This is a genomic window from Streptomyces verrucosisporus, from assembly GCF_017114865.1.
GTDB classification, from domain to species: Bacteria; Actinomycetota; Actinomycetes; order Streptomycetales; family Streptomycetaceae; genus Streptomyces; species Streptomyces fenghuangensis.
Genome location: NZ_JADEYH010000010.1, coordinates 70,868 through 95,443, shown reverse-complemented (window position 1 = coordinate 95,443; position 24,576 = coordinate 70,868). Strand labels below are relative to the sequence as shown.

Here is a 24,576-nt window from a genome sequence, read left to right as displayed (position 1 = left end):
CCCACGCCCCCGCCCCACGCCCCCGGCTCACTCCTGTGTCCGCGAGCCGCCCTGCGCGGCCGCGAACGCGGCCAGTGCCTCGGCGACGTACGCCTCGGCTGCCGTCTTGGTGACGCCCAGGCCGCTCAGCGGGCCGTCGCCGTCCTCCAACTCCAGCAGCGCCAGCAGGACGTGTTCGGTGCCGACGTGGTTGTGGCCCAGCCGCAGCGCCTCGCGGAAGGTGAGCTCCAGCGCCTTCTTCGCCCCCGCGTCGAACGGGACGAGCTCGGGCGCCTCGCCGGCCGCCTGCGGGAGCGCCGCGGTGAGGGCCTCCCGGACCGCCTCCGCCGTCACTCCCTGTGCGGTGAACGCCTTCGCGGCGAGCCCGTCCGGCTCGCTCAGCAGGCCCAGGCCCAGATGCCCGGGCCGGATCTCGGCGTGGCCCGCGGCCCGGGCCTCGTTCTGCGCCGCCACCACGGCGTTCCGGGCGCGGGGGGTGAACCGGCCGAACCCCTGGGCGGGGTCGAGATCCGGCGCGGAGCCCTTGGGGACGAAGCGCTTCTGGGCGGCCTGCTTGGTGATGCCCATGCTCCGGCCGATGTCGGTCCAGGAGGCGCCCGAGCGCCGGGCCTGGTCCACGAAGTGGCCGATCAGGTGGTCGGCCACCTCGCCGAGGTGCTCCGCGGTGAGGACCGCGGTGGAAAGCTGCCGCAGGACGTCGGACTCGGTCTGCTTGATGCCCTCGATCAGGTCGTCGAGGCGGACGGTGCCCGTGACGGGCGTCGGATTCTCCATGCGTCAACCGTAAGTTGACGGCATCGGATCGTCAACCTCGGGTTGACGATTTTCGGCCAGGTGTCTCCGCGGGCCCGCGCACCTCGAACTGGAAGCAGCCGTACTCCACCGCCCGGACGTGGACCAGCGCCGTCCCCGGATCGGCGAACGCCTCGTCCAGCGCGGCGTCGAGGACGGCGGTGACGTCCGCCCCCGGACCCCCGGGCAGCTCGACCAGCAGTCCTCCGGCGATGCGCCCGCGGGCGTCGTAGCGGCGCAGCACCCGCCGTACCCCCGGCCGCGCGAACGGGTAGCCGCGCGCTTCCCGGGGACCGGGCCCGCCGCACTCGGCGGCGTGGACGAACACCGGGCCCTGCTCGTCGTACGCGCCCGGGTCCGCCCCCGCGTGGGCCGCCCACCGCCGCAGCGGCGCGTACGTCACCAGGGCGATCCGCTCGCCGGGCCGGGAGAGCCGCAGGCAGCAGCGCAGCGGGGCGCCGCCCCCGCCGTCGGCGAACGGCAGCGCCGGGCGTCCGGCGTCGTCCTCCGCGCGCAGCCGCTCCAGTACGGACGGGGGTATGGGCAGAGGGGTGTGGCGGGGTGGCCGGACAGGGGCTTCGAGGGGAGTTCCGCAGGTCGTCATGCCCCACTGTCGCTCCGCATCACCGCAGGTACCGGCGGGAAAAGGTCATCACGTTCCCCGGAGCGGGCGTGCGAGGATGGCCGGAGCCCGAAATCCGGACGCACGAAGGAGATGACGCAGGTGCCTGGTACGAACCTCACGCGCGAAGAGGCGCGGGAGCGGGCCCGTCTGCTCGAGGTGGACTCGTACGAGATCGAGCTCGACCTCTCCGGCGCGCAGGAGGGGGGAACCTTCCGCTCGGCCACCACGGTGAGGTTCGACGCGCACGAGGCCCGGGATAGCTTCATCGACCTGGTGGCCCCGGCCGTGCACGAGATCGTCCTCAACGGTGAGTCCCTCGACCCCGCCGAGGCCTTCGCCGACTCGCGCATCGCCCTGCCCGGCCTGGCCGCCGGACGCAACGAGCTGCGGGTCGTCGCCGACTGCGCCTACACCAACACCGGCGAGGGCCTGCACCGCTTCGTCGACCCCGTCGACGACCAGGCGTACCTCTACACGCAGTTCGAGGTGCCCGACGCCCGCCGGGTCTTCGCCTGCTTCGAGCAGCCCGACCTCAAGGCGTCCTTCGCCTTCACCGTCACCGCTCCCGAAGGCTGGACGGTGATCTCCAACTCGCCCACCCCGAAGGCCGGGGGGCAGGCCGGGAACGTCTGGCGCTTCGAACCGACCCCGCGCATCTCCTCCTACATCACCGCGCTGATCGCCGGTCCGTACCACTCGGTGCACAGCAGCTGGGAGGACGGCAAGGGCCGCAGCGTCCCGCTGGGCGTCTACTGCCGCCCCTCACTGGCCGAGCACCTGGACGCGGACGCCATCTTCGAGGTCACCCGCCAGGGCTTCGACTGGTTCGAGGAGAAGTTCGACCACCCCTACCCCTTCGCCAAGTACGACCAGCTCTTCGTCCCCGAGTTCAACGCGGGCGCGATGGAGAACGCGGGCGCCGTCACCATCCGCGACCAGTACGTCTTCCGCTCCAAGGTGACGGACGCCGCCTACGAGGTGCGTGCCGAGACGATCCTGCACGAGCTGGCCCACATGTGGTTCGGCGACCTGGTCACCATGGAGTGGTGGAACGACCTGTGGCTGAACGAGTCGTTCGCCACCTACACCTCCATCGCCTGCCAGGCCGCCGCCCCCGGCAGCCGCTGGCCGCACGCGTGGACGACCTTCGCCAACTCCATGAAGACCTGGGCCTACCGCCAGGACCAGCTCCCCTCCACGCACCCGATCATGGCCGAGATCCGCGACCTGGACGACGTCCTGGTCAACTTCGACGGCATCACCTACGCCAAGGGCGCCTCCGTTCTCAAGCAGCTGGTGGCCTACGTCGGCCAGGACGCCTTCTTCCGCGGCGTGCAGACGTACTTCAAGCGGCACGCCTGGGGCAACACCCGCCTGACCGACCTGCTCACCGCCCTGGAGGAGACCTCCGGCCGGGATCTGAAGACCTGGTCGAAGGCGTGGCTGGAGACGGCAGGCATCAACGTCCTGCGCCCGGAGATCGAGGTGGACGAAGGCGGCGTCATCACCTCCTTCGCCGTGCGCCAGGAGGCCCCGGCCCTGCCGGCGGGCGCCAAGGGCGAGCCGCTGCTGCGCCCGCACCGCATCGCCGTCGGCTCCTACGAGCTGGAGGACGGCAAGCTGGTGCGCACCGGCCGGATCGAGCTGGACGCGGACGGCGAGCGCACCGAGGTGCCCGAACTGGCCGGCACCCGCCGCCCGGCGGTAATCCTGCTCAACGACGACGACCTGTCCTACGCCAAGGTCCGGCTCGACGAGGCGTCCCTGGCCACCGTCACCGGCCACCTGGGCGACTTCACCGAGTCACTGCCGCGCGCCCTGTGCTGGGCCTCGGCCTGGGACATGACCCGCGACGGCGAGATGGCCGCCCGCGACTACCTGGAGCTGGTGCTCTCCGGCATCGGCAAGGAGTCCGACATCGGCGTCGTCCAGTCCCTCCAGCGGCAGGTCAAGCTGGCCCTGGACCTGTACGCCGCCCCGAGCTGGCGCGAGACCGGGCTGCTGCGCTGGTCCGAGGCCGCGCTGGAGCGGCTGCGCACGGCCGGGCCCGGCAGCGACCACCAGCTCGCCTGGGCGCGGGCGCTGGCCGCCACCGCCCGCACCGACGAGCAGCTCGGCCTGGTCGCCGGACTGCTGGACGGCGGCGAGGAGATCGAGGGCCTGACGGTGGACACCGAGCTGCGCTGGGCTCTGCTCCACCGTCTCGCGGCCACCGGGCGCGCGGACGAGGCCGCCATCGAGGCCGAGCTGGAGCGCGACCGCACCTCGGCCGGCGAGCGGCACGCGGCGGCGGCACGGGCGGCCCGGCCGACGCGGGAGGCCAAGGCCGAGGCGTGGGCCTCGGTCGTGGAGTCCGACAAGCTGCCCAACGCCATGCAGGAGTCGGTCATCGGCGGCTTCGTCCAGACCGACCAGCGCGAGCTGCTCGCCCCGTACACCGCGAAGTACTTCGAGGTGCTCAAGGAGGTGTGGGAGTCGCGCAGCCACGAGATGGCCCAGCAGATCGCCGTCGGCCTCTACCCGGCCCTCCAGGTCTCCGAGGAGACGCTGCGGGCCACGGACGCCTGGCTGGAGTCGGCCGGGCCCGGCGCGGCCCTGCGCCGCCTGGTGACCGAGTCGCGCGCGGGGGTCGAGCGGGCGCTGAAGGCGCGGGCGGCGGACGCGGCGGCGGCCGTCTGACGCTCCGGGGCCCCGGTGAAGGGGGCGGTGCCCGCGCCACCAGTGCGCGGGCACCGCCCCCTTCGGCGCTTCCCGGCGCTTCCCGGGCCTCTCAGCCGGACGGGGTGCCGCGCCGCGCGGCACCCCGTCCGGCCGCGTCTCCATCGCCCCCGGCCCTGCTCCCGCCCCGGGGGCTGGCTCCTTCCGCCCTCGGCGGGGCCGGCGGGGTGCGGCGCAGGGGGTCCAGGGCGCGGGAGCCGCGGTGTGCACCGGCGGGCCGCCGTGGAGGGCGGCGGCCTCCCGCAGCGCGGCGGCGTCGACGCCGGCGGGGCCCGTACGGGCGGCGACCACCGCGTCGCAGCCGCTCCGGCGGGCCAGGGCGACCACCCCGGCAGCGGCCCGCAGCCGCGTGCCGCGGTGTGAGGGCAGGCGGTGGGCGGCGGGGATGTGGCCCAGGCCGGCCCGTCCGAGGCGGGGCAGCACCCTGGCCAGGACGGCGGCGCCCGCCTGCTCGGCGGCCCGGTCGTCCACGTGCGCGGGCAGTACGGCCACCAGCAGCAGGGGCGCCCGGTGGATCCCGGCCAGACGTATGGCGGCATCGGCCGTCTCCCTGCGCCACCCCCCGGAGGCGGGCCACCCCGTCGGGGACCTGCTCGACACCTTCCTGCACCGCGAGGACCCCCCTGCCGCCCCCGCCTCCCGGGCCGCGGTGTCCCGGGAGGAGGAGCGGGAGGCCTCCGGCGCCTGAGGGCCGGGGCTCACCGCGGCAGGACCTCCACGTACGGGATCGGCCCGCGCTCCGGAGCGGTCATCAGGGCGGTGCGGACCACGGCGGCCTGCTGCGCGGGGCGGTCACGGAGCGCGGCCGCGGTGACGTGGACGACCGTGACGCCCTGACACCGCAGCCGCTCGCGCTTGCGGGCGTACGCCGGAGGACGGGCGCCGCCCCGCACGCCCGTGACGCCCCGCACGCCCGTGGCGCCCCGCACGCCCGTGGCGTCGCGGACGTCGATCTCGACGGCCACGGCCTGCCCCGGCCAGTAGGCGTCCACCCCGCCGAGGTGGGGACCGCCGGGCAGCCGGAGGTCGACGTTCCAGCAGGGCTCGGGCAGGCCGTGGGCGCGGACCAGGCCGTACAGCAGGCTCTCGGCCACCGACCGGCTCTCGGTCAGCAGCGCGTCCACGGCGTCCGCCAGGTGCGGGCGGCCCAGCAGCCGGGCCAGGGCCAGCTCGCGGAGAACGGCCCGCGCCTCGCAGTGGCCGCCGCGCACCGCCTCGGTCAGCATCCGGCACATCGCCACCGCGTCACCGGTCCGGGCGGCGGTGTCGGCCAGGGCGCGGGGCACCGGGGCCACGGGCAGGCCGGTGATCTCCTCGGGCACGGGCAGGCGACGGGTGCGCACCACGCGGGCGCAGCCGGCCGGACGCAGCCGCCGGGTGTGCGGCACCAGCACGTCGATGTGCTCCAGGGCGGACAGCGGGGGCGTGGAGGAGAAGCCGTGCAGGGCGAGCGCGGCCGGCCCGGTGATCACCGACTGTGCCTCGCGGTCGGCGGCGCGGTCGGCGGGACCGGGGGAGGCCTGCCCGGGCACGCGTTCCGCCCCCTCCGCGTACAGCAGCACCGCGTGCAGCCGCTCCTCGCCGGTCGGCGGTCCGGGGTGCAGCAGGTAGACGCCGGGCAACGGCATCCGCCAGGGGCCGCCCGGCCGGCAGCGCTCGCCGGCGGCGGCGGCCGACACGCCGCTCTCGCGCAGCGTGCGGGCCGTCACCACCCGGTGGCGTACGTGCGACAGACGGCGGACGGGGCGGGGTGACACGGGGGTCTCATGGCTCATGTCCCCGCGATTCCCATCCGCGTTCCGCCCGCCAACCCCTGTTACGCACCCGTCGACGAATGCGGACAAGCCCGTCCTAAAGTACGGACGTTCGACTGCCGATCAGCTCCCCGCCGCATGGGCGGCCGCGTCGCGGCGCTGCGCCCGCAGCGCCCGCGCCGTGTCGTCGCGGGCCTCCAGCACCAGGCGCCGCAGCGCGGGAGCGGCCCCCTCGTGCGCGGCCAGCCAGGCGTCCGTCCGCTCCAGCACGGCCGGGCCGTCCTGGAGCACGGGGAACAGGCCTCGCACGACCGACATGCCGATCTCGATGGAGCGCTCGGCCCACACCCGCTCGATCGCCTCGAAGTACCGCGGCGCGTACGGCGCCAGCAGCTCCCGCTGCCCCGGCTGGTCGAAGCCCGAGATGGTCGCCTCCACCAGCGCGTTGGACAGGTGGTCGCAGTCCACCACATCCGTCCACGCCCGCGCCTTGACCTCGGCCGACGGCCGCGCGGCCAGGCAGCGCACCTGGTGCCGCTTGCCGGAGGCGGTGTCGTCGCGGACCAGCTCGGCCGCCAGCCGCCCCTCGTCGGCCAGGCCCTGGGAGGCCAGCGTCTCCAGGAAGGCCCAGCGCAGCTCCTGGTCGACCTCCAGCCCGTCGATCCGGCCCGTGCCCTCCAGCAGCCTGTCCAGCACCTGGAGGTCGTGCTCGTCGTGCGCGACGGCGGCGAAGAACCGCGCCCACGCGAGCTGGTGGTCGCCGCCCGGCTCGGCCTGCCGCAGATGCCGCAGCGCGCCCTGGGCGAGCAGCCGCGCGCCCTCCTCGCGCCACTCGGGCGCGACGTAGTGCACCAGGGCGGTGCGCGCCCAGGCGTGCAGCATCTGCACCACGCCGATGTCGGACTCCCGGCCGCCGAAGCGCAGCACCAGGTCGAGGAAGTCGCGGGCGGGCATCAGCGCGTCGCGCGTGAGGTTCCACAGGGCCGACCAGCACAGCGCGCGGGCCAGGTTGTCGGTGACCGAGCCCAGGTGGGAGCGGAGGGTGTCCAGGGACACCTCGTCGAAGCGGACCTTGCAGTACGTCAGGTCGTCGTCGTTGACGAGGATCAGCTCGGGGCGCTCGGCGCCCGCCAGCTCCTCCACGACCGTCCGCACGCCGGTGACGTCCACCTCCGCGCGGGCGTAGCGCTCCAGCGCGCCCCCCGCGGTCCGCCGCCGGTACAGGCCGACCGCCACCCGGTGCGGGCGCAGCACCGGATACTCCTCGGCCGCCTCCTGGACGACCGCCAGCTCGGTGATCCGGCCCGCGGAGTCGTAGGCAGCCTGCGGGGTGAGGGAGTTGACCCCGGCGGTCTGCAGCCAGGCCCGCGCCCACTCGCCCATGTCGCGTCCGGAGGTCTCCTCCAGCACCGACAGCAGGTGCTCCAGTCGCGTGTTGCCCCACTCGTGGCGCTTGAAGTACCGCCGCGCGCCCTCCAGGAAGGCGTCGCGCCCCACGTACGCCACGAGCTGCTTGAGGACGGAGGCGCCCTTGGCGTAGGTGATGCCGTCGAAGTTGAGCTTGGCGTCCTCCAGGTCACGGATGTCGGCGGTGATCGGGTGGGTGGAGGGCAGCTGGTCGGCGCGGTACGCCCAGGACTTGCGGCGGTTGGCGAAGGTGATCCAGCCGTCGGTGAAGCGGGTGGCCTCCACCATCGAGAAGGAGCCCATGAAGTCGGCGAAGGACTCCTTGAGCCACAGGTCGTCCCACCACTCCATGGTGACCAGGTCGCCGAACCACATGTGCGCCATCTCGTGCAGGATGACGTTGGCCCGTCCCTCGTAGGAGGCGTCGGTCACCTTGCCGCGGAAGACGAACTCCTCGCGGAAGGTCACACAGCCCGGGTTCTCCATCGCGCCGAGGTTGTACTCGGGCACGAACGCCTGGTCGTACTTGCCGAACGGGTACGGGTAGTCGAAGTGGTCGTGGAAGAAGTCCAGGCCCTGCTTGGTGACGGTGAAGATCTCCTCGGCGTCGAAGTGGCGGGCCAGCCCCCGGCGGCACAGCGCGCCCAGCGGGATCACCAGTTCCCCGCCGCCGGGCAGCTCGCGCCGGTAGACGTCGGTGACGTGGTGGTAGGGGCCGGCCACGACGGTGGTGATGTACGTCGAGATGGGCTTTGTCGGCTCGAAGCGCCAGACGGCCGCGCCGTCCCCGGCCGGCTCCGGCTCGCCGGTGCGCGCGCCGTTGCTCAGCACCGTCCACCGTTCGGGGGCGGTGACGGTGAAGGTGAAGGGCGCCTTGAGGTCGGGCTGCTCGAAGTTCGCGAACACCCGGCGGGCGTCGGCCGGTTCGTACTGGGTGTAGAGGTAGGTCTCCCCGTCCTCGGGGTCGAGGAAGTGGTGCATCCCCTCGCCGGTGCGGCTGTACGCGCACCAGGCGTCCACGGTCAGGGTGTTCTCGGCCTCCAGGGAGTCCAGCGCGACACGCGTGCCGTCGAAGACCTCGTCCACGTTCAGCTCGCGGCCGTTGAGCGTCACCGAGGCGACCGCCGGGGCCAGCAGGTCGGCGAAGGTCGAGGCGCCCGGCTCGGAGCAGCGGAAGCGGACGGTGGTGGTGGAGCGGAAGGTGCGCGGGCCGTCCCCGGGGTGGGGCCCGACCGCGGAGCTCAGGTCGAGCGCGACGTCGTACCCGTCCACGGTCAGCAGCCGGGCGCGCTCCCGGGCCTCGTCACGGGTCAGATTCTCACCGGGCACGGCGTGACTCCCTCGTCTCGCGTCTCACAACGAAGGGCCAGGATTTCATGCGGCCCCCAGCCTGTGCGCAGCCGGTCGACCGGTCGGTCGGACGGCCGCGCGGGAATCAGCGCGCGGGCCCCGGGCGTTCCCGTCAAGCACCCCGGCGGCCGTCCGCACGACGGCCGCCGTCCGTGCGCGCCGGCGGGGAGAGGACCCGCACCATCCGTACGACGAGGAGATCCGCATGCCCCAGACGTCCGAGACCGCGAGCAGGACTCCGGCCGACTTCTGGTTCGACCCCATCTGCCCGTGGGCCTGGATGACCTCCCGCTGGATGCTGGAGGTGGAGAAGGTCCGCCCGGTCGAGGTGCGCTGGCACGTGATGAGCCTGTCGGTGCTCAACGAGAACCGGCTGGACGAGCTGCCGCAGCGGTACGTCGATCTGATCCGGGCCGGCTGGGGCCCGGTGCGCGTGCTCATCGCCGCCGAGCAGAAGCACGGACCCGAGGTGCTCGGCCCGCTCTACACCGCCATGGGCACCCGCTTCCACAACCGGGGTCTGCCCAACGAGCGCGCCACGATCGTGGACGCGCTGAAGGAGGCCGGTCTTCCCGGGGAGCTGGCGGACGCGGCCGACACGGACGTCCACGACGAGCGGCTGCGCGCCTCGCACGAGGAGGGCATCAGCCTGGTCGGCCAGGAGGTCGGCACCCCGGTGATCGCCGTACCGGGTGCGGACGGGAAGCAGACCGCGTTCTTCGGCCCGGTCGTCACCCCGGCGCCCAAGGGCGAGGCCGCGGCCCGGCTGTGGGACGGCACGCTGATGGTCGCCTCCACCCCCGGCTTCTTCGAGCTGAAGCGGACCCGCACGGAGGACCCGAGGTTCGACTGATCCCTCGTGCCCGCGCCCCGTCCCGGCGGCCATGCTTCCCGTCCACGGGCGGTACGGGAGCGGCGGGGCCCGGCGCGACGGGGATCCCGCGCGCCGGGGCGCACGGAGGCTCGGTGGCTACCGTCCGCGCGCCGCCTCGGCGCCCGCCCTCGCGGCGGCCCGCCGCTGCCGCACCAGCCCGGCCGCGGACAGGGCCAGGGTGAGTCCGGCGGTGAAGGCGAGCTGGGTGCGGGTGTCGCCCTCGCGCAGCATCAGCAGCAGCACCGCGGCCACCCCCGCCAGCGACAGCCAGGTCAGCGCGGGGAACAGCCACATGCGCACCACCAGCCGCTCCGGTGCCTGACGCTCCAGCCTGCGGCGGGTGATGAGCTGGGAGACGGCGATGAAGCCCCACACCACCAGCACGGCGGCGCCCACCATGTTCAGCAGCCAGGCGAAGACGGTGTCGGGCCACCGGAAGCTCAGCAGCACGGCGAAGAACCCGAAGGCGGCCGAGGCCAGCACCGTCCGGCGAGGCACCCCGCCGCCGACCCGCCCCAGGAAGGCCGGGCCCTCGCCCCGGGCGACCAGGGAGTACGCCATCCGCGAGGCGCCGTAGATGTTGGCGTTCATGGCCGACAGCAGGGCGACCAGCACCACCACGTTCATGACCTCGGCGGCGGCCGGGACGCCGATGTGGTCCAGCACGGCGGCGTACGGGCCGGAGAGCACCGAGTCGTCGTCCCAGGGGATCAGCGTGACGATCACCGCGATCGAGCCGACGTAGAAGACGGCGATGCGCCACATGGCCGTGCGCACGGCCCTGGCCACACCCCGCACCGGGTCCTTCGACTCGGCCGCGGCGATGGTCACCGTCTCCAGCCCGCCGTAGGCGAAGACCGAGGCCAGCAGGCCGACGACCAGGCCCTCCGCGCCGTTGGGCAGGAAGCCGCCCTGCCCGGTGAGGTTGTCCAGGCCGGGGGAGGGGGTGGAGGGCAACAGGCCCGAGGCGGCCACGAGGCCCAGGACGATGAACAGGACGATCGCGGCGACCTTCAGTGCGGCGAACCAGAACTCGTACTCGCCGAAGTTCCGCACGGCCAGCAGGTTGCTGCCGGTGAACGCCGCCATGAAGACGGCCACCCACAGCCACTGCGGGGTGCCCGGCAGCCAGCCCGTCATGATCGTCGCCGCGCCCAGCGCCTCCACGGCGACGGCCACGCACAGCAGCACCCAGAAGATCCACCCGGCGGTGAAGCCGGCCCACGGGCCGATCGCGCGCTCGGCGTGCACGGAGAAGGAGCCGGAGGCGGGGTGGGCGGCGGACATCTCGCCGAGCATCCGCATCACCAGCATCACCAGCAGCCCGGAGGCGGCGTAGGCCAGGACGATGGACGGGCCCGCGGCGGCGATGCCCGCACCGGAGCCGACGAAGAGACCGGCGCCGATCACGCCGCCGAGGGCGATCATCGACAGATGGCGCTGCTTGAGGCCGTGGGAGAGGGCGGAGGGCTCGGTGCCGTCCGCCTTCGGGTGGGGGGAGGCGGTGGTCTTCACATCGGGCGTGCCGGACATGGGGAGGGTGCCGTCCAGGGGGTCGGGGGGGAGGAGGGGGAAGCGGAACAGTCGGCTCCGCCTCGGTCAGTGTGGGTGTCCGACCCGGTCGGCGGCAACGTCCTCCGCCTCCCTGTCCGTTATCCGGACATCTTGGTCACCCTGTGTGCCCACCGGCGGCGCACGCCGGTGGGCGCGCTCCGCTCCAGGCGCCCTCCAGCCGCCTCCCACAAGCTGGACCTGCCCTTCTTTGTCGCCAATCTCACGGGGGCGCCGGGGCTGACGTCGGTTAACGTCGGGGCGTCCCCCGAAGTCCTCACGAGACCGGAGCCGTGATGAGCACCTCTGCCACCACCACAGCCACCGTCCGCCCGGGCGCCGTCCTCGCCGACGTCCTGCCCGCCTCCACCGCCGCCCGCGCCCGCCTGCGCGACGTGGCGCTGGTCCTGGGCGGCGCCGCGCTCACCGGGGTGGCCGCGCAGCTCGCGGTCCCCGTGCCGGGCTCGCCCGTCCCCGTCACCGGCCAGACCTTCGCCGCCCTGCTGCTCGGCGCCGGCCTGGGACCCCGCCGCGCCCTGGCCTCCATGGGCCTGTACGCCGCCGCGGGCGTGGCCGGGATGCCGTGGTTCGCCGAGGGCGCCTCCGGTGCCGCGATGCCCTCCTTCGGCTACATCATCGGCATGCTGCTGGCAGCCGTCGCCGTGGGTGCCCTGGCCCGCCGAGGCGGTGACCGCGGCGCACTGCGCACCGCCGGGACCATGGCCGTGGGCACCGCGATCATCTACGCCGTCGGCGTCCCCTACCTGGCGCTGGCCACGGGCATGTCCGCCGGCCAGGCCGTCGCCGCCGGTCTGGTGCCCTTCCTGATCGGTGACGCGCTCAAGGCGGCCCTGGCCATGGGAGCCCTCCCCGCGGCCTGGAAGCTGGTCGGGCGCAAGTCCTGACCCGGCCCCGAATAGACTTCCGTCCCATGCGCGTGTACCTCGGCTCCGACCATGCCGGCTACGAACTGAAGAACCACCTCGTCCAGTGGCTGAAGGAGGCCGGGCACGAGCCCGTCGACTGCGGCCCCCACATCTACGACGCGGCCGACGACTACCCGCCCTTCTGCCTGCGCGCCGCGGAGCAGACGGCCGACGACGAGGACTCCCTGGGCATCGTCATCGGCGGCTCGGGCAACGGCGAGGCCATCGCCGCCAACAAGGTCAAGGGGGTGCGGGCCGCGCTGGCGTGGAGCGTGGAGACCGCCAGGCTGGGCCGTGAGCACAACGACGCCAACGTGATCAGCGTCGGCGCCCGGATGCACACCACCGAGGAGGCCGTCTCCTTCGTGCAGGCCTTCCTCGACACCCCGTTCTCCGGCGACGAGCGGCACATCCGCCGCATCGACATGCTCTCGTCGTACGAGCGGACCGGGAACCTTCCGCCCGTCCCCGCCCACCACCCCCGGCAGGACTGAACCGCACCCGTGCCGGAAGGCCACACCATCCACCGGCTGGCCGCCGACCTCGACGACAGGTTCGGCGGCCGGCCCGTGCACGCCTCCAGCCCCCAGGGCCGCTTCGAGGGCGGAGCCGCCCTCGTCGACGGCCGGACGATGGGCGGCGCCGACGCCCACGGCAAGCACCTCTTCCTCGGCTTCCCCCACGCCCCGGGGGAGGCCGACGGCGAATGGATCCACATCCACCTGGGCCTGTACGGCTCCTTCGCCCTCGGCGAGGGAGCGCCCCCCGCACCCGTCGGGCAGATACGCCTGCGCCTGGCCGCGGCGGAAGCGCCCTCGGCCTACGCCGACCTGCGCGGCCCCAACACCTGCGAACTGCTCACAGCGGCGGAGAAGGACGCGGTCACCGGCCGCCTGGGCCCCGACCCGCTGCGCCCCGACGCCGACCCCGAGCGGGCCTGGGCCCGGATCTCCCGCAGCCGCACCACGGTCGCCGCGCTGCTGATGGACCAGAAGACCGTCGCGGGCGTCGGCAACGTCTACCGCGCCGAGGTCCTCTTCCGGCACAACATCGACCCCTACCGGACGGGCAGGGACCTCACCCGCGCCGAATGGGAGGCGGTCTGGGCGGATCTGGCCGGACTGATGCGCGACGGCGTGCGGAACAACCGCATCGACACCGTACGTCCCGAACACACTCCCGAGGCCATGGGACGCCCGCCGCGCGTGGACGACCACGGAGGCGAGGTGTACGTCTACCGCCGGGCCGGGATGCCCTGCCACATCTGCGGCGAGGAGATCCGCACCGCCCCGCTCGCCGCCCGCAACCTGTTCTGGTGCCCCGGCTGTCAGAAGCCCTGATCCGCCGCCGGGGGGCCGCCGGTCTCCGGGGCCCGGAGACCGAGCCGTCAGAAGCCGTGCGGCAGCCACGGAGCGACGGGCCAGGAGAACGCGGTCGCGGCCCCGGCCAGCGCCCCGGGACGCAGCTCCCGCACCCGCCCGGCGCCCGCCAGCGCGACCAGGGACGTACCGCCCAGATAGATCTCGCCCAACTCCCTTGCTCCAAGGAAGAGTTCGGCCGCGTCGCCGGTGCGCTCGCAGGAGGCTCCCGAGGCGTCGCCGGTCAGCCGCCACCGCCCCGTGTTCCAGGGGCAGAAGGCGTCCTCCACCTTCAGCACCACGTCCACCGGCGCCGCGTAGCGGCGGGCCGCCAGCGCCGCGCCCACCTCCACCGGACGCAGATGCAGCAGATCGCGCGGATTGAGCCCGCACCGCCGTATGTCACTGACCAGATGGAACAGCGGATCGTCCACCGGACGGGACCTCGCCTCCACCGCCGAGGTCAGGTCGATCCCGAACAGGAAGCGCCACAGCGCCGCGTACGCCGCCGGATCCAGTGCCTCCAGATCGTGCACCACCACAGTGCCGTTCGGCCCGGCCGCATCCCACTGGGGCTTGACGGAGTAGCGGGCGTATCCCCGCAGCCCGCCGTCCGCCTCGGCCAGCACACAGCGCAGCGCCGAGGCGCCCTCCCGCCAGGCCTCGGGATCCAGCACCCCCTGCCGCTCCCAGCCCGGGCGCCGCTCCAGCATGCCGGGCCGGGAAGGCACCCGGCGGGCGTACAGCGCCTCGCACTCCCCCAGCGCCGCGACCGGATCGGCGTTCCGCAGCCGGACCCCGTCCGCACCCGGCGGCACCTCCAGGCGCACCCGGGCCGTGTCGATCCGCGCGCGCGTATGGCGGGCGGCGACGCCGTACCCGAAGCGACCGTAGATCGCCGGCTCCGAGGCGGTCAGCACCGCCAGCGGCTCCCCGGCCGCCCGTACGTCGTCCAGCTGCCGCCGCATCATGGCGGTCAGGATGCCGCGCCGCCGGTGCGTGGCGGCCACGCTGACCATCGACAGGCCGCCGGTGGGCACGATCGCTCCGCCGGGCACCGACATGCGGAAGGAGAGCGTGCCGGCCGTACCGACGATCTCCTCCCCGTCCCGGACGGCGACCGACCGTTCGAACTCCGTCAGCTCCCGCCACAGCGCCCGGGCCTCGGGTGGCTCGGACTCCCCGAAGGCGAGTTCGAGCTTCCCGTACCAGTCGTCCCACTCCTCGGGCCGCAGCGTCCGCAGATCCGTACTCGTCATGCGCCCATCCCTATCAGGGAGGCGTGAGCTGGGCGACTGGTTATCGAACACTGTTTCAGGCCCTCCCATGCCGGGAATCGACGGACCCCCGAACGGGTGGATAAAGTCCCTGACATGGCAGGTCGCACGGGCAAGACCCTTCCCGCGCCCCGGTTGTACCAGGCCCGCAAGGCCGTCCACCGGGCCCGCACCGTCCTGCGCCGTTCCGCGGTCGACTACTTCCGCGGCGAGGGGTCCGACTGGATCGCCTTCGTCGCCCTGCTCGCCACCGTCCCCGCCCTCGCCTACGCCACCGCCGCCGAGCCGCTGTGGTTCGCGCCCGAGAGCCTGGTGCTGCCGGTCATCGCGGGCGGTCTGCTGCTGCGCCCGGCCAGTCTGCTGGTCCTGTACGCCGCCGCGGCCGGCGCCCTGCTGGTGGAGGCCACCGTGCTCGGCCCGTACACGGCCGGGCCCGGCCGTGTCACACCGGGGACGGTCCTGGTGGTGGGCGCGGTCGGGCTCTCCGGGCTGCTGATCGCCCAGTTCCGCAGCCGGGTCGGCGTTCCCTGGCGGCGCGGCAACACCATGCTGTTCGACCTGCGCGAACGCATCCGCGTCCAGAGCAAGCTGCCGAAGCTGCCCGCGGGCTGGCACCGGGAGATGGCGCTGCGCCCGGCGGGCGGGCAGTCCTTCTCCGGCGACTTCGTCGTCGCCACCCTCACCGGGCCCGACCGCCGCACCCTGGAGGCCGTCCTCACCGACGTCTCCGGCAAGGGCATGGACGCGGGCTCCCGCGCGCTGCTGCTGTCCGGCGCCTTCGGCGGGCTGCTGGGCTCCCTGCCCCCGCACGCCTTCCTCCCGGCCGCCAACGACTACCTGTTGCGCCAGGACTGGCAGGAGGGCTTCGCGACCTCCGTCCATCTCGTCCTCGACCTCGACAACGGCGACTACGAGTTGTTCTCCGCGGGCCACGTGCCGGCCCTCCAGCTCAGCGCGGGCAGCGGTCGCTGGGAGGAGAAGAACGCCGACGGACCGCTCCTGGGCGTCTACGACGGCGCCCGGTTCGACCCGGTCAAGGGCAGCCTTCGCCCGGGCGACGTTCTGATGCTCTTCACCGACGGCCTGGTGGAGACCGCCGAGAGGGAGCTGAGCGAGGGCATGGACCGGCTGACGGGGGAGGCCGACCGCTACGTCGTCGCCGGCTTCGAGGGGGCGGCCTGGCATCTGATCGAGGCCGTCGCCCGCGACGTCAACGACGACCGGGCCCTGCTGCTGATCCGCCGTGACTGACGGCACGGCGGGCGCGGTCGGCACGGCCGGCGGGTCCCGGTGGCCGGCCACCGAGGCGGAGGCGGTGGCCGAGCAGGAGCGCATCCGGGCCGCGGCCGACCCGGTGGGCCCGGGACCGGCGCCGGGGCAGGCGCGCCGGATCGCCGGGGTCGACGTCACCTACGACGAGGGCAGCGACCTGCTGGTCGCGGCGGCCGTGGTGCTGGACGGAGAGAGCCTGGAGGTCCTGGAGGAGGCCGTCCACACCGGCCGCAGCCGCTTCCCGTACATCCCGGGCCTGCTGGCCTTCCGCGAACTGCCGCCGGTGCTGGCCGCGCTGGAGAAGCTCGGCACACCACCCGACCTGGTGGTCTGCGACGGCTACGGCTACGCGCACCCCCGGCGGGCCGGACTGGCGGTGCATCTGGGTGTGCTGACCGGACTGCCGTGCTTCGGGGTCGCCAAGTCGCCCTTCGTCTTCGACCACGCCGAGCCGGGAGCGCGGCGGGGCGACACCTCGCCGCTGCTGGACCGGAGCTCCACCCCGGCCGAGACCGTGGGCCGCGCGCTGCGCACCCGGCCCGGTGTCCGGCCGGTCTTCGTCTCCGCCGGGCACGGGATCGGACTGGACCACGCCTGCGCCCACACCCTGCGCCTGACCCCGCGATACCGGCTGCCGGAGACGACGCGCGGCGCCGACGGACTCAGCCGCAGGGTCCTGAGGGAGATCGGGCAGGGCCTGCGGGAGCCGTACGGCGCCGCGGAGCGGTGAGGTCCCGGACGGACGGTCAGCGCGAGCCGGACGTCCCGGCTGTCCCGGACGGCACCGCCGTCCCGGACGGGTTCGCCGGGTCCGCCGACCCGTCCGGGACGGCGGAGCGCCGCCGGGCCGTCTCGGCGGCGTCGCGCCTGAAGATCCAGTCCATCCTGGGCTCCATCGCGAACCGGAACGTCCGCCGCACCGGCGAGCCGCACAGCAGCGCCGCCAGGGCCGCGGCGCCGATCGTCAGCGCGACGATGCCGGCCGGTGTGGTGATCCACGGGAACTCGTCGTACCACCCGAAGATCCGTGAGGCCTGCACCAGGAAACCGTGCAGCAGGTAGGCGTACAGCGTCCCCGCGCCCAGCGCGGTGAACCACATGTGGCGCCGGGGCACCCAGGCGAAGAAGCAGACGGCCAGCACCAGCGAGCAGGCGAACATCGCCAGGTTCATGGCGATGCCGATCCACCAGGGCACCCCGAGTTCCTGGCCGCTGCTGTTGTGGTAGAACCACTCGAAGTTCATCCGGGGCCCCGACCAGTAGGCGAAGACCAGCGCCGCGGCGGCCACGGGGACGCTCAGCAGCCGCACCCCGCGCCGCCGTACGCGCTCGAAGTGCTCGGGGCGCAGGCAGAGGCCGAGGACGAAGAACGGCAGCAGTTGCAGCACCCGCTGGAGGTCCAGGTCGTTGCCGATGTCGGGCGACACGGAGGCCAGCAGGGCGATGCCCAGGGCCACCGGCAGAGGCCGGCGCAGCGCCTTCCAGACGGGCGTCGTCAGCCGCCACACGAACAGCGCGATCAGGAACCAGGTCAGGTACCAGGGATCGAGCAGGCTTATGGGGTGCTCCGGGGAGTCCGCCGCCTTCCTGAACAGGCTGTAGGCGGTCTCGAAGATCAGATACGGCACCAGTACGCCGGTCACCAGCCGCCGCACCCGGCTCGGGCGCATGTCGAAGCTGCGGGAGAAGTAGCCGGAGACGATGATGAAGGCCGGCATGTGGAAGGCGTACACGAAGTTGTAGGCCGCCAGCACCGCCCGCGAGTCGTCGATCACCGGCCGCCAGGCGTGCCCCACCACGACCAGCGCGATCGCCAGGAACTTGGCGTTGTCGAAGAAGGCGTCCCGCTGCTTGGCTCCTCCCGCTCCGCCTCCCGGCCCGGGCCGGGAGATCTCCGGCGCGGACGGCGCGGACGGTACGGCCACGTCGGGCCTGGCGGGAGGGAGCGGGGAACGCTCATGACCGACTTGGAACATCTTCCGCACCTTAGCGGGGACCCATCCGGAGGTAAATCCGAGGAGGTCTCCCCACCCCCGGAACGGGGAATTGCGACCGGCGCCTCCCGGACGGTCCGCGACCGGAGACCTCTTCCGGGGAATGTCCGTTAAGTTCCATTCGTTCGCCCTTTCATTCCGTTCATTCCGGACTTGTCGCCCGGGTGTGTGCTCCTCTTTCCCTCGGAGGAGTTTCCCCGTCCGGCGCGGCCCGCGGCACCGCTCAATTCCAGCGGTGAAGTTATTGGGAATGTTCTCGGAAGATCCGATCCGAAACACCGGTGCCCACCGCCGCCGGCCCGGCCGGCGCCGGTGGGGCGCTCCGGTGGGCAGGCGCGCTGACACGCCCGGGGCCCGCCGATCCTCCACCTGCCTCCACTGACACGGCAGTTGGTGGCACGATGGTCACGCCGGGGGCGCGGTGGAGGGTCCCCGGGCCGGCGTTGCCGGCGCAGAGGCGTTGCGATCGAGGGTGTGATCAGTTGTGGCTATTTCACTGTCTGTGGTGCTGCTCATGGCGATCATCATGGTCGTTCTCATGCGCAGCGGCTCGCTGAAGGCGGGGCCCGCGATCGTCGCGATCCTCTTCGGCTTCTTCCTGGCTTCCACGGGCATCGCCCCGTCGATCAACCGCTTCCTCGACTCGCTCGCCGAGTCGATCAACCAGATCACTTTCTGAGCCGCGCCCGGAAAACGGGTGCGGAAACCGGAAACGGAGAACGGCCCGGTCCTCGCCGAGGACCGGGCCGTTCTCCGTCGGAGCGGGCGACGGGAATCGAACCCGCGTAGCCAGTTTGGAAGACTGGGGCTCTACCATTGAGCTACGCCCGCAACGCCGCCGTCGTTCACGGGGCAGGCAGATCATACAGACTGCGACCGGCCGACCGTGAACCGTGTGCGGCACGCTCCGCATCGTACGGCATGTACTCTACGTGTCGCACGGACGGGGTGTGGCGCAGCTTGGTAGCGCGTCCGCTTTGGGAGCGGAAGGCCGTCGGTTCGAATCCGGCCACCCCGACCACGTACTATGAAAGACGCGCCTGTCTGTGTCGTGTCTGCGTGCGGGGCGCCCCACAAGAAGTACGAAGTCCCAGCAGTCAGCCCCCAAGGAGACCGACCGTGAAGAGCGCCGTGGAGAACCTGAACCCCACCCGGGTTCGGCTCACTGTCGAGGTGCCCTTCGAGGAGCTCAAGCCCAGCCTCGACGCGGCGTACAAGAAGATCAACCAGCAGGTCACCGTGCCCGGCTTCCGCAAGGGCAAGGTTCCCGCCCGGGTGATCGACCAGCGGTTCGGCCGGGGCGCGGTCCTGGAGGAGGCCGTCAACGACGCGCTTCCCAAGCTCTACCAGGACGCCGTCGAGGAGGGTGAGCTGAGCCCGCTCGGCCAGCCCGAGGTCGACATCACCGAGCTCAAGGACAACGAGCTCCTCGCGTTCACCGCCGAGGTGGACGTCCGCCCCTCCATCGAGATCCCGGACTACTCCGGCATCGAGGTCACCGTCGACGCCGTCGAGGTCACCGACGAGGACGTGGACAAGTCGGTCGAGCAGCTCCGCGAGCGCTTCGCCTCCACCACCGCCGTCGAGCGCGCCGCCGCCGAGGGCGACGTCGTCAAGATCGATCTGGAGGCCAGCGTCGACGGCGAGGTCCTGGAGGACGGCGTCGCCGAGGGCATCGACTACACCATCGGCTCCGGCGAGCTGCTGGACGGCATCGACGAGGCCGTCACCGGCCTGGAGGCCGGCGGTTCCGCCACCTTCACCTCCGAGCTCAAGGGCGGCTCCGCCGCGGGCCGCGAGGCCGAGGTCAAGGTGGACGTCACCTCCGTCTCCGCCCGCGAACTGCCCGAGCTGGACGACGACTTCGCCCAGATGGCCAGTGAGTTCGACACCCTCGAGGAGCTGCGGGCCGACAGCCGCAAGCGCCTGGAGCGGATGAAGAAGTACGACCAGGCCACCCAGGCCCAGGAGAAGGTGCTCGACGAGCTGATCTCCCTGGTCGAGGTCCCGGTCCCGGAGAAGCTCCTCCAGGACGAGATCAACACCCGCAAGCACAACCTGGTCAACCACCAGCTCTCGCAGCTCGGCATGGACCTCGCGGCCTACCTGAAGATGCAGGAGAAGTCCGAGGAGGAGTTCGAGAACGAGCTCAAGGAGCAGGCGGAGAAGGGCATCCGGACCCAGTTCATCCTCGACGAGCTGGTCAACAAGGAGAAGCTGAACGTCAACCAGGAGGAGCTCACCGAGCACCTCATGCGGCGTGCCCAGTCCTCCGGCATGAGCCCCGACCAGTTCGCCCAGGCCGTCGTCGAGGGCGGCCAGGTGCCGATGCTCGTCGGCGAGGTCGCCCGCGGCAAGGCCCTCGCGGTCGTCGTCGAGGCCGCCAAGGTCACCGACACCAACGGCGAGACCGTCTCCATGGAGGACGAGGAGGACGAGGAGCAGTCCGGCGAGTCCGCCGGCGCCGCTGCCGAGTCCGGCGAGTCCGCCGGTGACGCCTCCGCCGGGTCCGCCGGGCAGAGCGGCGAGAAGTCCGAGGGCTGACCGGAGGGGCCACGCCCCACGACCGGCCGAACGGGCCCGCGCGCGACACCGCGTGCGGGCCCGTTCGCGTACGGCGGAACACGCCGATTCCACCTGCGGGAACGCTCCCTGCGCTAACAGCGAACAGTTCTCGGACCGGGATGGCGCAGTCGGACCCGCGCGTTAGGGTCCAAGTACAGACGAAGACCCCAGAGACGGCCCTGCGGCAGACGCGGCCGTCCGTATACGAGCAGGTGGACACGTGACGCTTCCGATGCCTTCCGCCGCCACCGAGCCGACCATCGGTGGCCTCGGCGACCAGGTCTACAACCGGCTGCTCAACGAGCGGATCATCTTCCTCGGCCAGCCGGTCGACGACGACATCGCCAACAAGATCACCGCTCAGCTGCTCCTCCTGGCCGCTGACCCGGACAAGGACATCTACCTCTACATCAACAGCCCGGGCGGCTCGATCACGGCCGGCATGGCGATCTACGACACCATGCAGTACATCAAGAACGACGTGGTGACCATCGCCATGGGCCTGGCCGCCTCCATGGGCCAGTTCCTGCTGAGCGCCGGCACCCCCGGCAAGCGCTTCGCCCTGCCGAACGCGGAGATCCTCATCCACCAGCCCTCCGCCGGCCTGGCGGGCTCGGCCTCGGACATCAAGATCCACGCCGAGCAGCTGCTGCGCACCAAGAAGAAGATGACCAAGCTGTCCGCGCTGCACACCGGCCAGAGCGAGGAGCAGTGGACCCGCGACGCCGACCGCGACCGCTGGTTCACCGCCCAGGAGGCCAAGGAGTACGGCCTGATCGACGAGGTCTACGGCTCCGCCACGCAGCTTCCGGGCGGCGGCGGTACGGGCGCGTGAGCGCCTGACGTCCCGCAGCTCGACACCGCAGCCAGTCCATCTCTCCAGAACGGTGTACAGCCACATGAACAGTCAGCACAGCTTCCCCGGGGCCGGGATCCACGACCGCCTCGAGGCCCGCTACACCGGGCCGTCGGCCGAGTCCCGCTACGTCGTTCCGCGTTTCGTGGAGCGCACCTCGCAGGGTGTGCGGGAGTACGACCCGTACGCCAAGCTCTTCGAGGAGCGCGTGATCTTCCTCGGCGTGCAGATCGACGACGCCTCCGCCAACGACGTCATGGCGCAGCTGCTGTGCCTGGAGTCGATGGACCCCGACCGCGACATCTCGGTCTACATCAACAGCCCCGGCGGCTCCTTCACGGCGCTGACGGCCATCTACGACACGATGCAGTTCGTCAAGCCGGACATCCAGACCGTCTGCATGGGCCAGGCGGCCTCCGCCGCGGCCGTGCTGCTCGCCGCCGGCACCCCCGGCAAGCGGATGGCGCTGCCCAACGCGCGGATCCTGATCCACCAGCCCTACAGCGAGACCGGCCGCGGCCAGGTCTCCGACCTGGAGATCGCCGCCAACGAGGTGCAGCGGATGCGCACCCAGCTGGAGGAGATGCTGGCCAAGCACTCCAACAAGCCGATCGAGCAGATCAGCCAGGACATCGAGCGCGACAAGATCCTCACCGCCGAGGAGTCGCTGGAGTACGGCCTGATCGACCAGATCATCTCCACCCGCAAGACCTCGGTGGGGCTGGGCTGAGCCCGCGGATTCCCCCGAACATTTCCGCCCCCCTCGGGTCGAGTCGGTCCGAGGGGGGCCCATTCAGGGGGCCGGGCAAGGTACCGTCATAGGGGGTCCGGGGGCCGCCCCCGTCAAGGCCCAGAGCAAGCACCCGGGTTCGTGGAACTCGACGGATCCCAGGCGAAGGAGAAGCACCTCGTGGCACGCATCGGTGACGGCGGCGATCTGCTCAAGTGCTCGTTCTGCGGCAAGAGCCAGAAGCAGGTGAAGAAGCTCATCGCGGGGCCGGGCGTCTACATCTGCGACGAGTGCATCGACCTCTGCAACGAGATCATCGAGGAAGAGCTCGCCGACACCTCCGAGATGCGCTGGGACGAACTGCCCAAGCCGCGTGAGATCTACGAGTTCCTCGAGGGGTACGTCGTCGGCCAGGAGGCCGCCAAGAAGGCCCTCTCCGTCGCCGTCTACAACCACTACAAGCGGGTGCAGGCCGGGGAGAACGGCGGCCCGCAGGGCCGTGACGACGGCATCGAGCTGGCCAAGTCCAACATCCTCCTGCTGGGCCCCACCGGGTCCGGCAAGACGCTGCTGGCGCAGACCCTCGCCCGGATGCTGAACGTCCCCTTCGCCATCGCCGACGCCACCGCCCTGACCGAGGCCGGCTACGTGGGCGAGGACGTCGAGAACATCCTGCTGAAGCTGATCCAGGCCGCCGACTACGACGTGAAGAAGGCCGAGACCGGGATCATCTACATCGACGAGATCGACAAGGTCGCCCGCAAGAGCGAGAACCCGTCGATCACCCGCGACGTCTCGGGCGAGGGCGTGCAGCAGGCGCTGCTGAAGATCCTGGAGGGCACCACCGCCTCCGTGCCGCCGCAGGGCGGGCGCAAACACCCCCACCAGGAGTTCATCCAGATCGACACCACGAACGTGCTGTTCATCGTGGGCGGCGCCTTCGCCGGGCTGGAGAAGATCATCGAGTCCCGGGCGGGAGCCAAGGGCATCGGCTTCGGCGCCACGATCCGTTCCAAGCGCGAGATCGAGGCCAGCAACCAGTTCGAGGACGTCATGCCCGAGGATCTGGTCAAGTTCGGCATGATCCCGGAGTTCATCGGCCGCCTGCCGGTCATCACCTCCGTCCACAACCTCGACCGCGAGGCCCTGCTGAAGATCCTGGTCGAGCCGCGCAACGCGCTGGTCAAGCAGTACCAGCGGCTCTTCGAGCTCGACGGTGTGGAGCTGGACTTCGACCGCCCGGCGCTGGAGGCCATCGCCGACCAGGCGATCCTGCGCGGGACCGGGGCGCGCGGTCTGCGCGCGATCATGGAGGAGGTCCTGATGTCGGTGATGTACGAGGTGCCCTCGCGCAAGGACGTGGCGCGTGTGGTGATCACCGAGGACGTCGTCCACTCCAACGTCAACCCCACACTGGTGCCCCGCTCCCGCGGCGAGCGGGACCAGGGGCAGGGGCCGCGCGAGAAGAGCGCCTGAGCGGCGCACCGCGCGGACGCGCGACAGGCGGCATGCGGCGGGGGCCGCCCGGACTCCGGGCGGCCCCCGCCTCCGTTAGGGAGCGGGCCCGTGCGGACTACCCGATCTCGACGAGCACGTCGTTGCGGAGCTTCGACGCGGCTTCGGCGGTTTCGTCGAGGGAGAAGTTCTTACCCGTCGTGAATGTGGCCATGTCGTTCAGGGCCACGTAGCCGAGCGTGCTGTGGTCGCCCCAGATGCAGAAAGGCATGCTGATGGAGCCACCGCTCAGCCCGGATGTGCCATCACCGGAAAGTTTCATCTCCTGGCACTTCATGACGGCGTCCTTCAGCCCCGGGGGAGTCACCCACTGGGTTCACCGACCAGTTCCGCGGTCCCGGCGTTCCCGTCCTCGCCCAGGCCGGATTCCTCCCGGGCCGACTCCTCCGCTTTCGCGAACACGGCATCGATGACGGCCTCGGGGTCCTTGATCTCGCCCCAGACCCCGCTGAAGCTCAGAAGCTTCTGGGACAGGGGATCGTCTCCGGAGACGTAGGTGGCAGAGGCACTCTTGGGGTCGCTCACCCCGAGTGCCTCCGTTTCCTCGAGATTCTCCGGTCCCAGCGGGCCCTCGTCAGTCTGCTTCGGGTCCTTCCTGTACTCGCCGTCCAGGACCGTCGCGGGCGTGGTCAGCTTGTACCGCCTGCCGTCGTCGGCGATGTCGCTGCCGCCGCCGGAGAAGACGAAGTAGCCGCCCACCGCCAGGCCGACGACCGCGAGGACGGCCACCAGGGCACCGATCGCCTTCCCCTTGCCGCCGCCCGGCGGGGGCGGGGGCATGTAGCCGCCGGGCGGCGGGTAGCCCGGCTGTCCCCAGCCCTGCTGCTGGGGGAAGCCCGGCTGGGGCTGACCCGGCTGCTGTGGGTAGCCGTGCCCCGGCTGAGGGCCGCCGCCGTACGGCTGCTGCGGGGACTGCTGGCCGTACGGACCGGGACCGGGCTGCGGCGGAGGCTGGTTGTGACTCACGCTGGGGCTCCCCCTTGATCGGACACGTTCATCGATGAGCGGTCCC

Annotated in this window: 23 protein-coding genes and 2 tRNA genes; 15 read left to right on the top strand and 10 right to left on the bottom strand. The window is 72.3% G+C overall.

Going from position 1 to position 24,576, the window contains the following annotated elements; genetic code table 11:
• Nucleotides 1–27: 27 nt before the first annotated feature.
• The gene (locus IQ279_RS13580; RefSeq protein ID WP_206348790.1) at nt 28–774 is read right to left on the bottom strand and encodes a Clp protease N-terminal domain-containing protein; all 747 of its coding nucleotides are present in this window, start codon (nt 772–774) and stop codon (nt 28–30) included.
• 31 nt (nt 775–805) lie between these two features.
• Nucleotides 806–1,396: a DUF1203 domain-containing protein gene (locus tag IQ279_RS13575; RefSeq protein WP_206348789.1), complete on the bottom strand. Its 591-nt coding sequence runs from the start codon at nt 1,394–1,396 to the stop codon at nt 806–808.
• 120 nt (nt 1,397–1,516) lie between these two features.
• Between IQ279_RS13575 and pepN (IQ279_RS13570) the strand changes: the two genes are divergently transcribed.
• From pepN (IQ279_RS13570) to IQ279_RS13560, 3 genes are all read left to right on the top strand, one after another.
• A complete protein-coding gene (gene pepN, locus IQ279_RS13570) occupies nt 1,517–4,096 on the top strand; it encodes an aminopeptidase N (RefSeq protein ID WP_206348788.1) in 2,580 nt (859 codons plus the stop codon).
• Between the two features lie 243 nt (nt 4,097–4,339).
• On the top strand, nt 4,340–4,498 hold the full coding sequence (locus IQ279_RS13565; protein ID WP_206348787.1) for a hypothetical protein: 159 nt from the start codon (nt 4,340–4,342) through the stop codon (nt 4,496–4,498).
• Nucleotides 4,499–4,664: 166 nt separating this feature from the next.
• Nucleotides 4,665–4,823, top strand: a complete 159-nt coding sequence (locus IQ279_RS13560; protein ID WP_206348856.1) for a hypothetical protein — start codon at nt 4,665–4,667, stop codon at nt 4,821–4,823.
• Nucleotides 4,824–4,833: 10 nt separating this feature from the next.
• Here the strand turns inward: IQ279_RS13560 and IQ279_RS13555 are convergent, their stop codons facing one another.
• Nucleotides 4,834–5,910: a hypothetical protein gene (locus IQ279_RS13555; RefSeq protein ID WP_206348786.1), complete on the bottom strand. Its 1,077-nt coding sequence runs from the start codon at nt 5,908–5,910 to the stop codon at nt 4,834–4,836.
• A gap of 102 nt (nt 5,911–6,012) precedes the next feature.
• On the bottom strand, nt 6,013–8,625 hold the full coding sequence (pepN, locus tag IQ279_RS13550) for an aminopeptidase N (protein ID WP_206348785.1): 2,613 nt from the start codon (nt 8,623–8,625) through the stop codon (nt 6,013–6,015).
• 226 nt (nt 8,626–8,851) lie between these two features.
• Here pepN (IQ279_RS13550) and IQ279_RS13545 point away from each other — a divergent pair, with 226 nt between their 5' ends.
• The gene (locus IQ279_RS13545; RefSeq protein WP_206348784.1) at nt 8,852–9,499 is read left to right on the top strand and encodes a mycothiol-dependent nitroreductase Rv2466c family protein; all 648 of its coding nucleotides are present in this window, start codon (nt 8,852–8,854) and stop codon (nt 9,497–9,499) included.
• 117 nt (nt 9,500–9,616) lie between these two features.
• Here the strand turns inward: IQ279_RS13545 and IQ279_RS13540 are convergent, their stop codons facing one another.
• Complete coding sequence (locus tag IQ279_RS13540; RefSeq protein WP_206348783.1) at nt 9,617–11,053, bottom strand: amino acid permease; 1,437 nt, start codon at nt 11,051–11,053, stop codon at nt 9,617–9,619.
• 314 nt (nt 11,054–11,367) lie between these two features.
• On the opposite strand from IQ279_RS13540, the gene IQ279_RS13535 reads away from it, so the two are divergent.
• The 3 genes from IQ279_RS13535 to IQ279_RS13525 are packed head-to-tail and all read left to right on the top strand — an operon-like array spanning nt 11,368 to nt 13,337.
• Nucleotides 11,368–11,976 carry a biotin transporter BioY gene (locus IQ279_RS13535; protein ID WP_206348782.1) on the top strand — a complete coding sequence of 203 codons (609 nt, stop codon included), beginning with the start codon at nt 11,368–11,370 and terminating at the stop codon, nt 11,974–11,976.
• 26 nt (nt 11,977–12,002) lie between these two features.
• Complete coding sequence (locus tag IQ279_RS13530; RefSeq protein WP_206348781.1) at nt 12,003–12,491, top strand: ribose-5-phosphate isomerase; 489 nt, start codon at nt 12,003–12,005, stop codon at nt 12,489–12,491.
• Between the two features lie 9 nt (nt 12,492–12,500).
• Nucleotides 12,501–13,337 carry an Fpg/Nei family DNA glycosylase gene (locus IQ279_RS13525; RefSeq protein WP_206348780.1) on the top strand — a complete coding sequence of 279 codons (837 nt, stop codon included), beginning with the start codon at nt 12,501–12,503 and terminating at the stop codon, nt 13,335–13,337.
• A 47-nt stretch (nt 13,338–13,384) separates the two neighbouring features.
• Here the strand turns inward: IQ279_RS13525 and IQ279_RS13520 are convergent, their stop codons facing one another.
• Nucleotides 13,385–14,614: a GNAT family N-acetyltransferase gene (locus IQ279_RS13520; protein WP_206348779.1), complete on the bottom strand. Its 1,230-nt coding sequence runs from the start codon at nt 14,612–14,614 to the stop codon at nt 13,385–13,387.
• A gap of 114 nt (nt 14,615–14,728) precedes the next feature.
• Between IQ279_RS13520 and IQ279_RS13515 the strand changes: the two genes are divergently transcribed.
• Both IQ279_RS13515 and IQ279_RS13510 read left to right on the top strand, forming a co-directional pair.
• Nucleotides 14,729–15,883: a PP2C family protein-serine/threonine phosphatase gene (locus IQ279_RS13515; protein WP_206348778.1), complete on the top strand. Its 1,155-nt coding sequence runs from the start codon at nt 14,729–14,731 to the stop codon at nt 15,881–15,883.
• Nucleotides 15,876–16,634 carry an endonuclease V gene (locus IQ279_RS13510; protein WP_206348777.1) on the top strand — a complete coding sequence of 253 codons (759 nt, stop codon included), beginning with the start codon at nt 15,876–15,878 and terminating at the stop codon, nt 16,632–16,634. Before IQ279_RS13515 ends, IQ279_RS13510 begins: the two co-directional genes overlap by 8 nt.
• Nucleotides 16,635–16,650: 16 nt before the next feature.
• Here IQ279_RS13510 and IQ279_RS13505 read toward each other — a convergent pair whose 3' ends face one another.
• Complete coding sequence (locus IQ279_RS13505; RefSeq protein ID WP_206348776.1) at nt 16,651–17,880, bottom strand: acyltransferase family protein; 1,230 nt, start codon at nt 17,878–17,880, stop codon at nt 16,651–16,653.
• A gap of 502 nt (nt 17,881–18,382) precedes the next feature.
• On the opposite strand from IQ279_RS13505, the gene IQ279_RS13500 reads away from it, so the two are divergent.
• Nucleotides 18,383–18,577, top strand: a complete 195-nt coding sequence (locus IQ279_RS13500; protein WP_206348775.1) for a hypothetical protein — start codon at nt 18,383–18,385, stop codon at nt 18,575–18,577.
• Between the two features lie 81 nt (nt 18,578–18,658).
• On the opposite strand, the gene IQ279_RS13495 is transcribed toward IQ279_RS13500, so the two are convergent.
• Nucleotides 18,659–18,729, bottom strand: a tRNA-Gly gene (locus tag IQ279_RS13495).
• A 113-nt stretch (nt 18,730–18,842) separates the two neighbouring features.
• Between IQ279_RS13495 and IQ279_RS13490 the strand changes: the two genes are divergently transcribed.
• The 5 genes from IQ279_RS13490 to clpX all read left to right on the top strand — a co-directional run bounded on the left by IQ279_RS13490 (nt 18,843) and on the right by clpX (nt 23,525).
• Nucleotides 18,843–18,919: transfer RNA gene (locus IQ279_RS13490), tRNA-Pro, on the top strand.
• A 98-nt stretch (nt 18,920–19,017) separates the two neighbouring features.
• The gene (tig, locus tag IQ279_RS13485; RefSeq protein WP_206348774.1) at nt 19,018–20,442 is read left to right on the top strand and encodes a trigger factor; all 1,425 of its coding nucleotides are present in this window, start codon (nt 19,018–19,020) and stop codon (nt 20,440–20,442) included.
• Between the two features lie 253 nt (nt 20,443–20,695).
• Nucleotides 20,696–21,298 (top strand): ATP-dependent Clp protease proteolytic subunit, encoded by a 603-nt coding sequence (locus tag IQ279_RS13480; RefSeq protein ID WP_206348847.1) that lies wholly within the window; start codon nt 20,696–20,698, stop codon nt 21,296–21,298.
• A gap of 64 nt (nt 21,299–21,362) precedes the next feature.
• A complete protein-coding gene (locus tag IQ279_RS13475; protein ID WP_093654454.1) occupies nt 21,363–22,049 on the top strand; it encodes an ATP-dependent Clp protease proteolytic subunit in 687 nt (228 codons plus the stop codon).
• Between the two features lie 180 nt (nt 22,050–22,229).
• On the top strand, nt 22,230–23,525 hold the full coding sequence (gene clpX / locus IQ279_RS13470) for an ATP-dependent Clp protease ATP-binding subunit ClpX (protein WP_206348773.1): 1,296 nt from the start codon (nt 22,230–22,232) through the stop codon (nt 23,523–23,525).
• Between the two features lie 97 nt (nt 23,526–23,622).
• Here clpX and IQ279_RS28650 read toward each other — a convergent pair whose 3' ends face one another.
• Together IQ279_RS28650 and IQ279_RS13465 are read right to left on the bottom strand one after the other, a co-directional pair.
• On the bottom strand, nt 23,623–23,841 hold the full coding sequence (locus IQ279_RS28650) for a hypothetical protein (protein ID WP_307792342.1): 219 nt from the start codon (nt 23,839–23,841) through the stop codon (nt 23,623–23,625).
• A 26-nt stretch (nt 23,842–23,867) separates the two neighbouring features.
• On the bottom strand, nt 23,868–24,530 hold the full coding sequence (locus IQ279_RS13465; RefSeq protein ID WP_307792341.1) for a hypothetical protein: 663 nt from the start codon (nt 24,528–24,530) through the stop codon (nt 23,868–23,870).
• Nucleotides 24,531–24,576 lie beyond the last annotated feature (46 nt).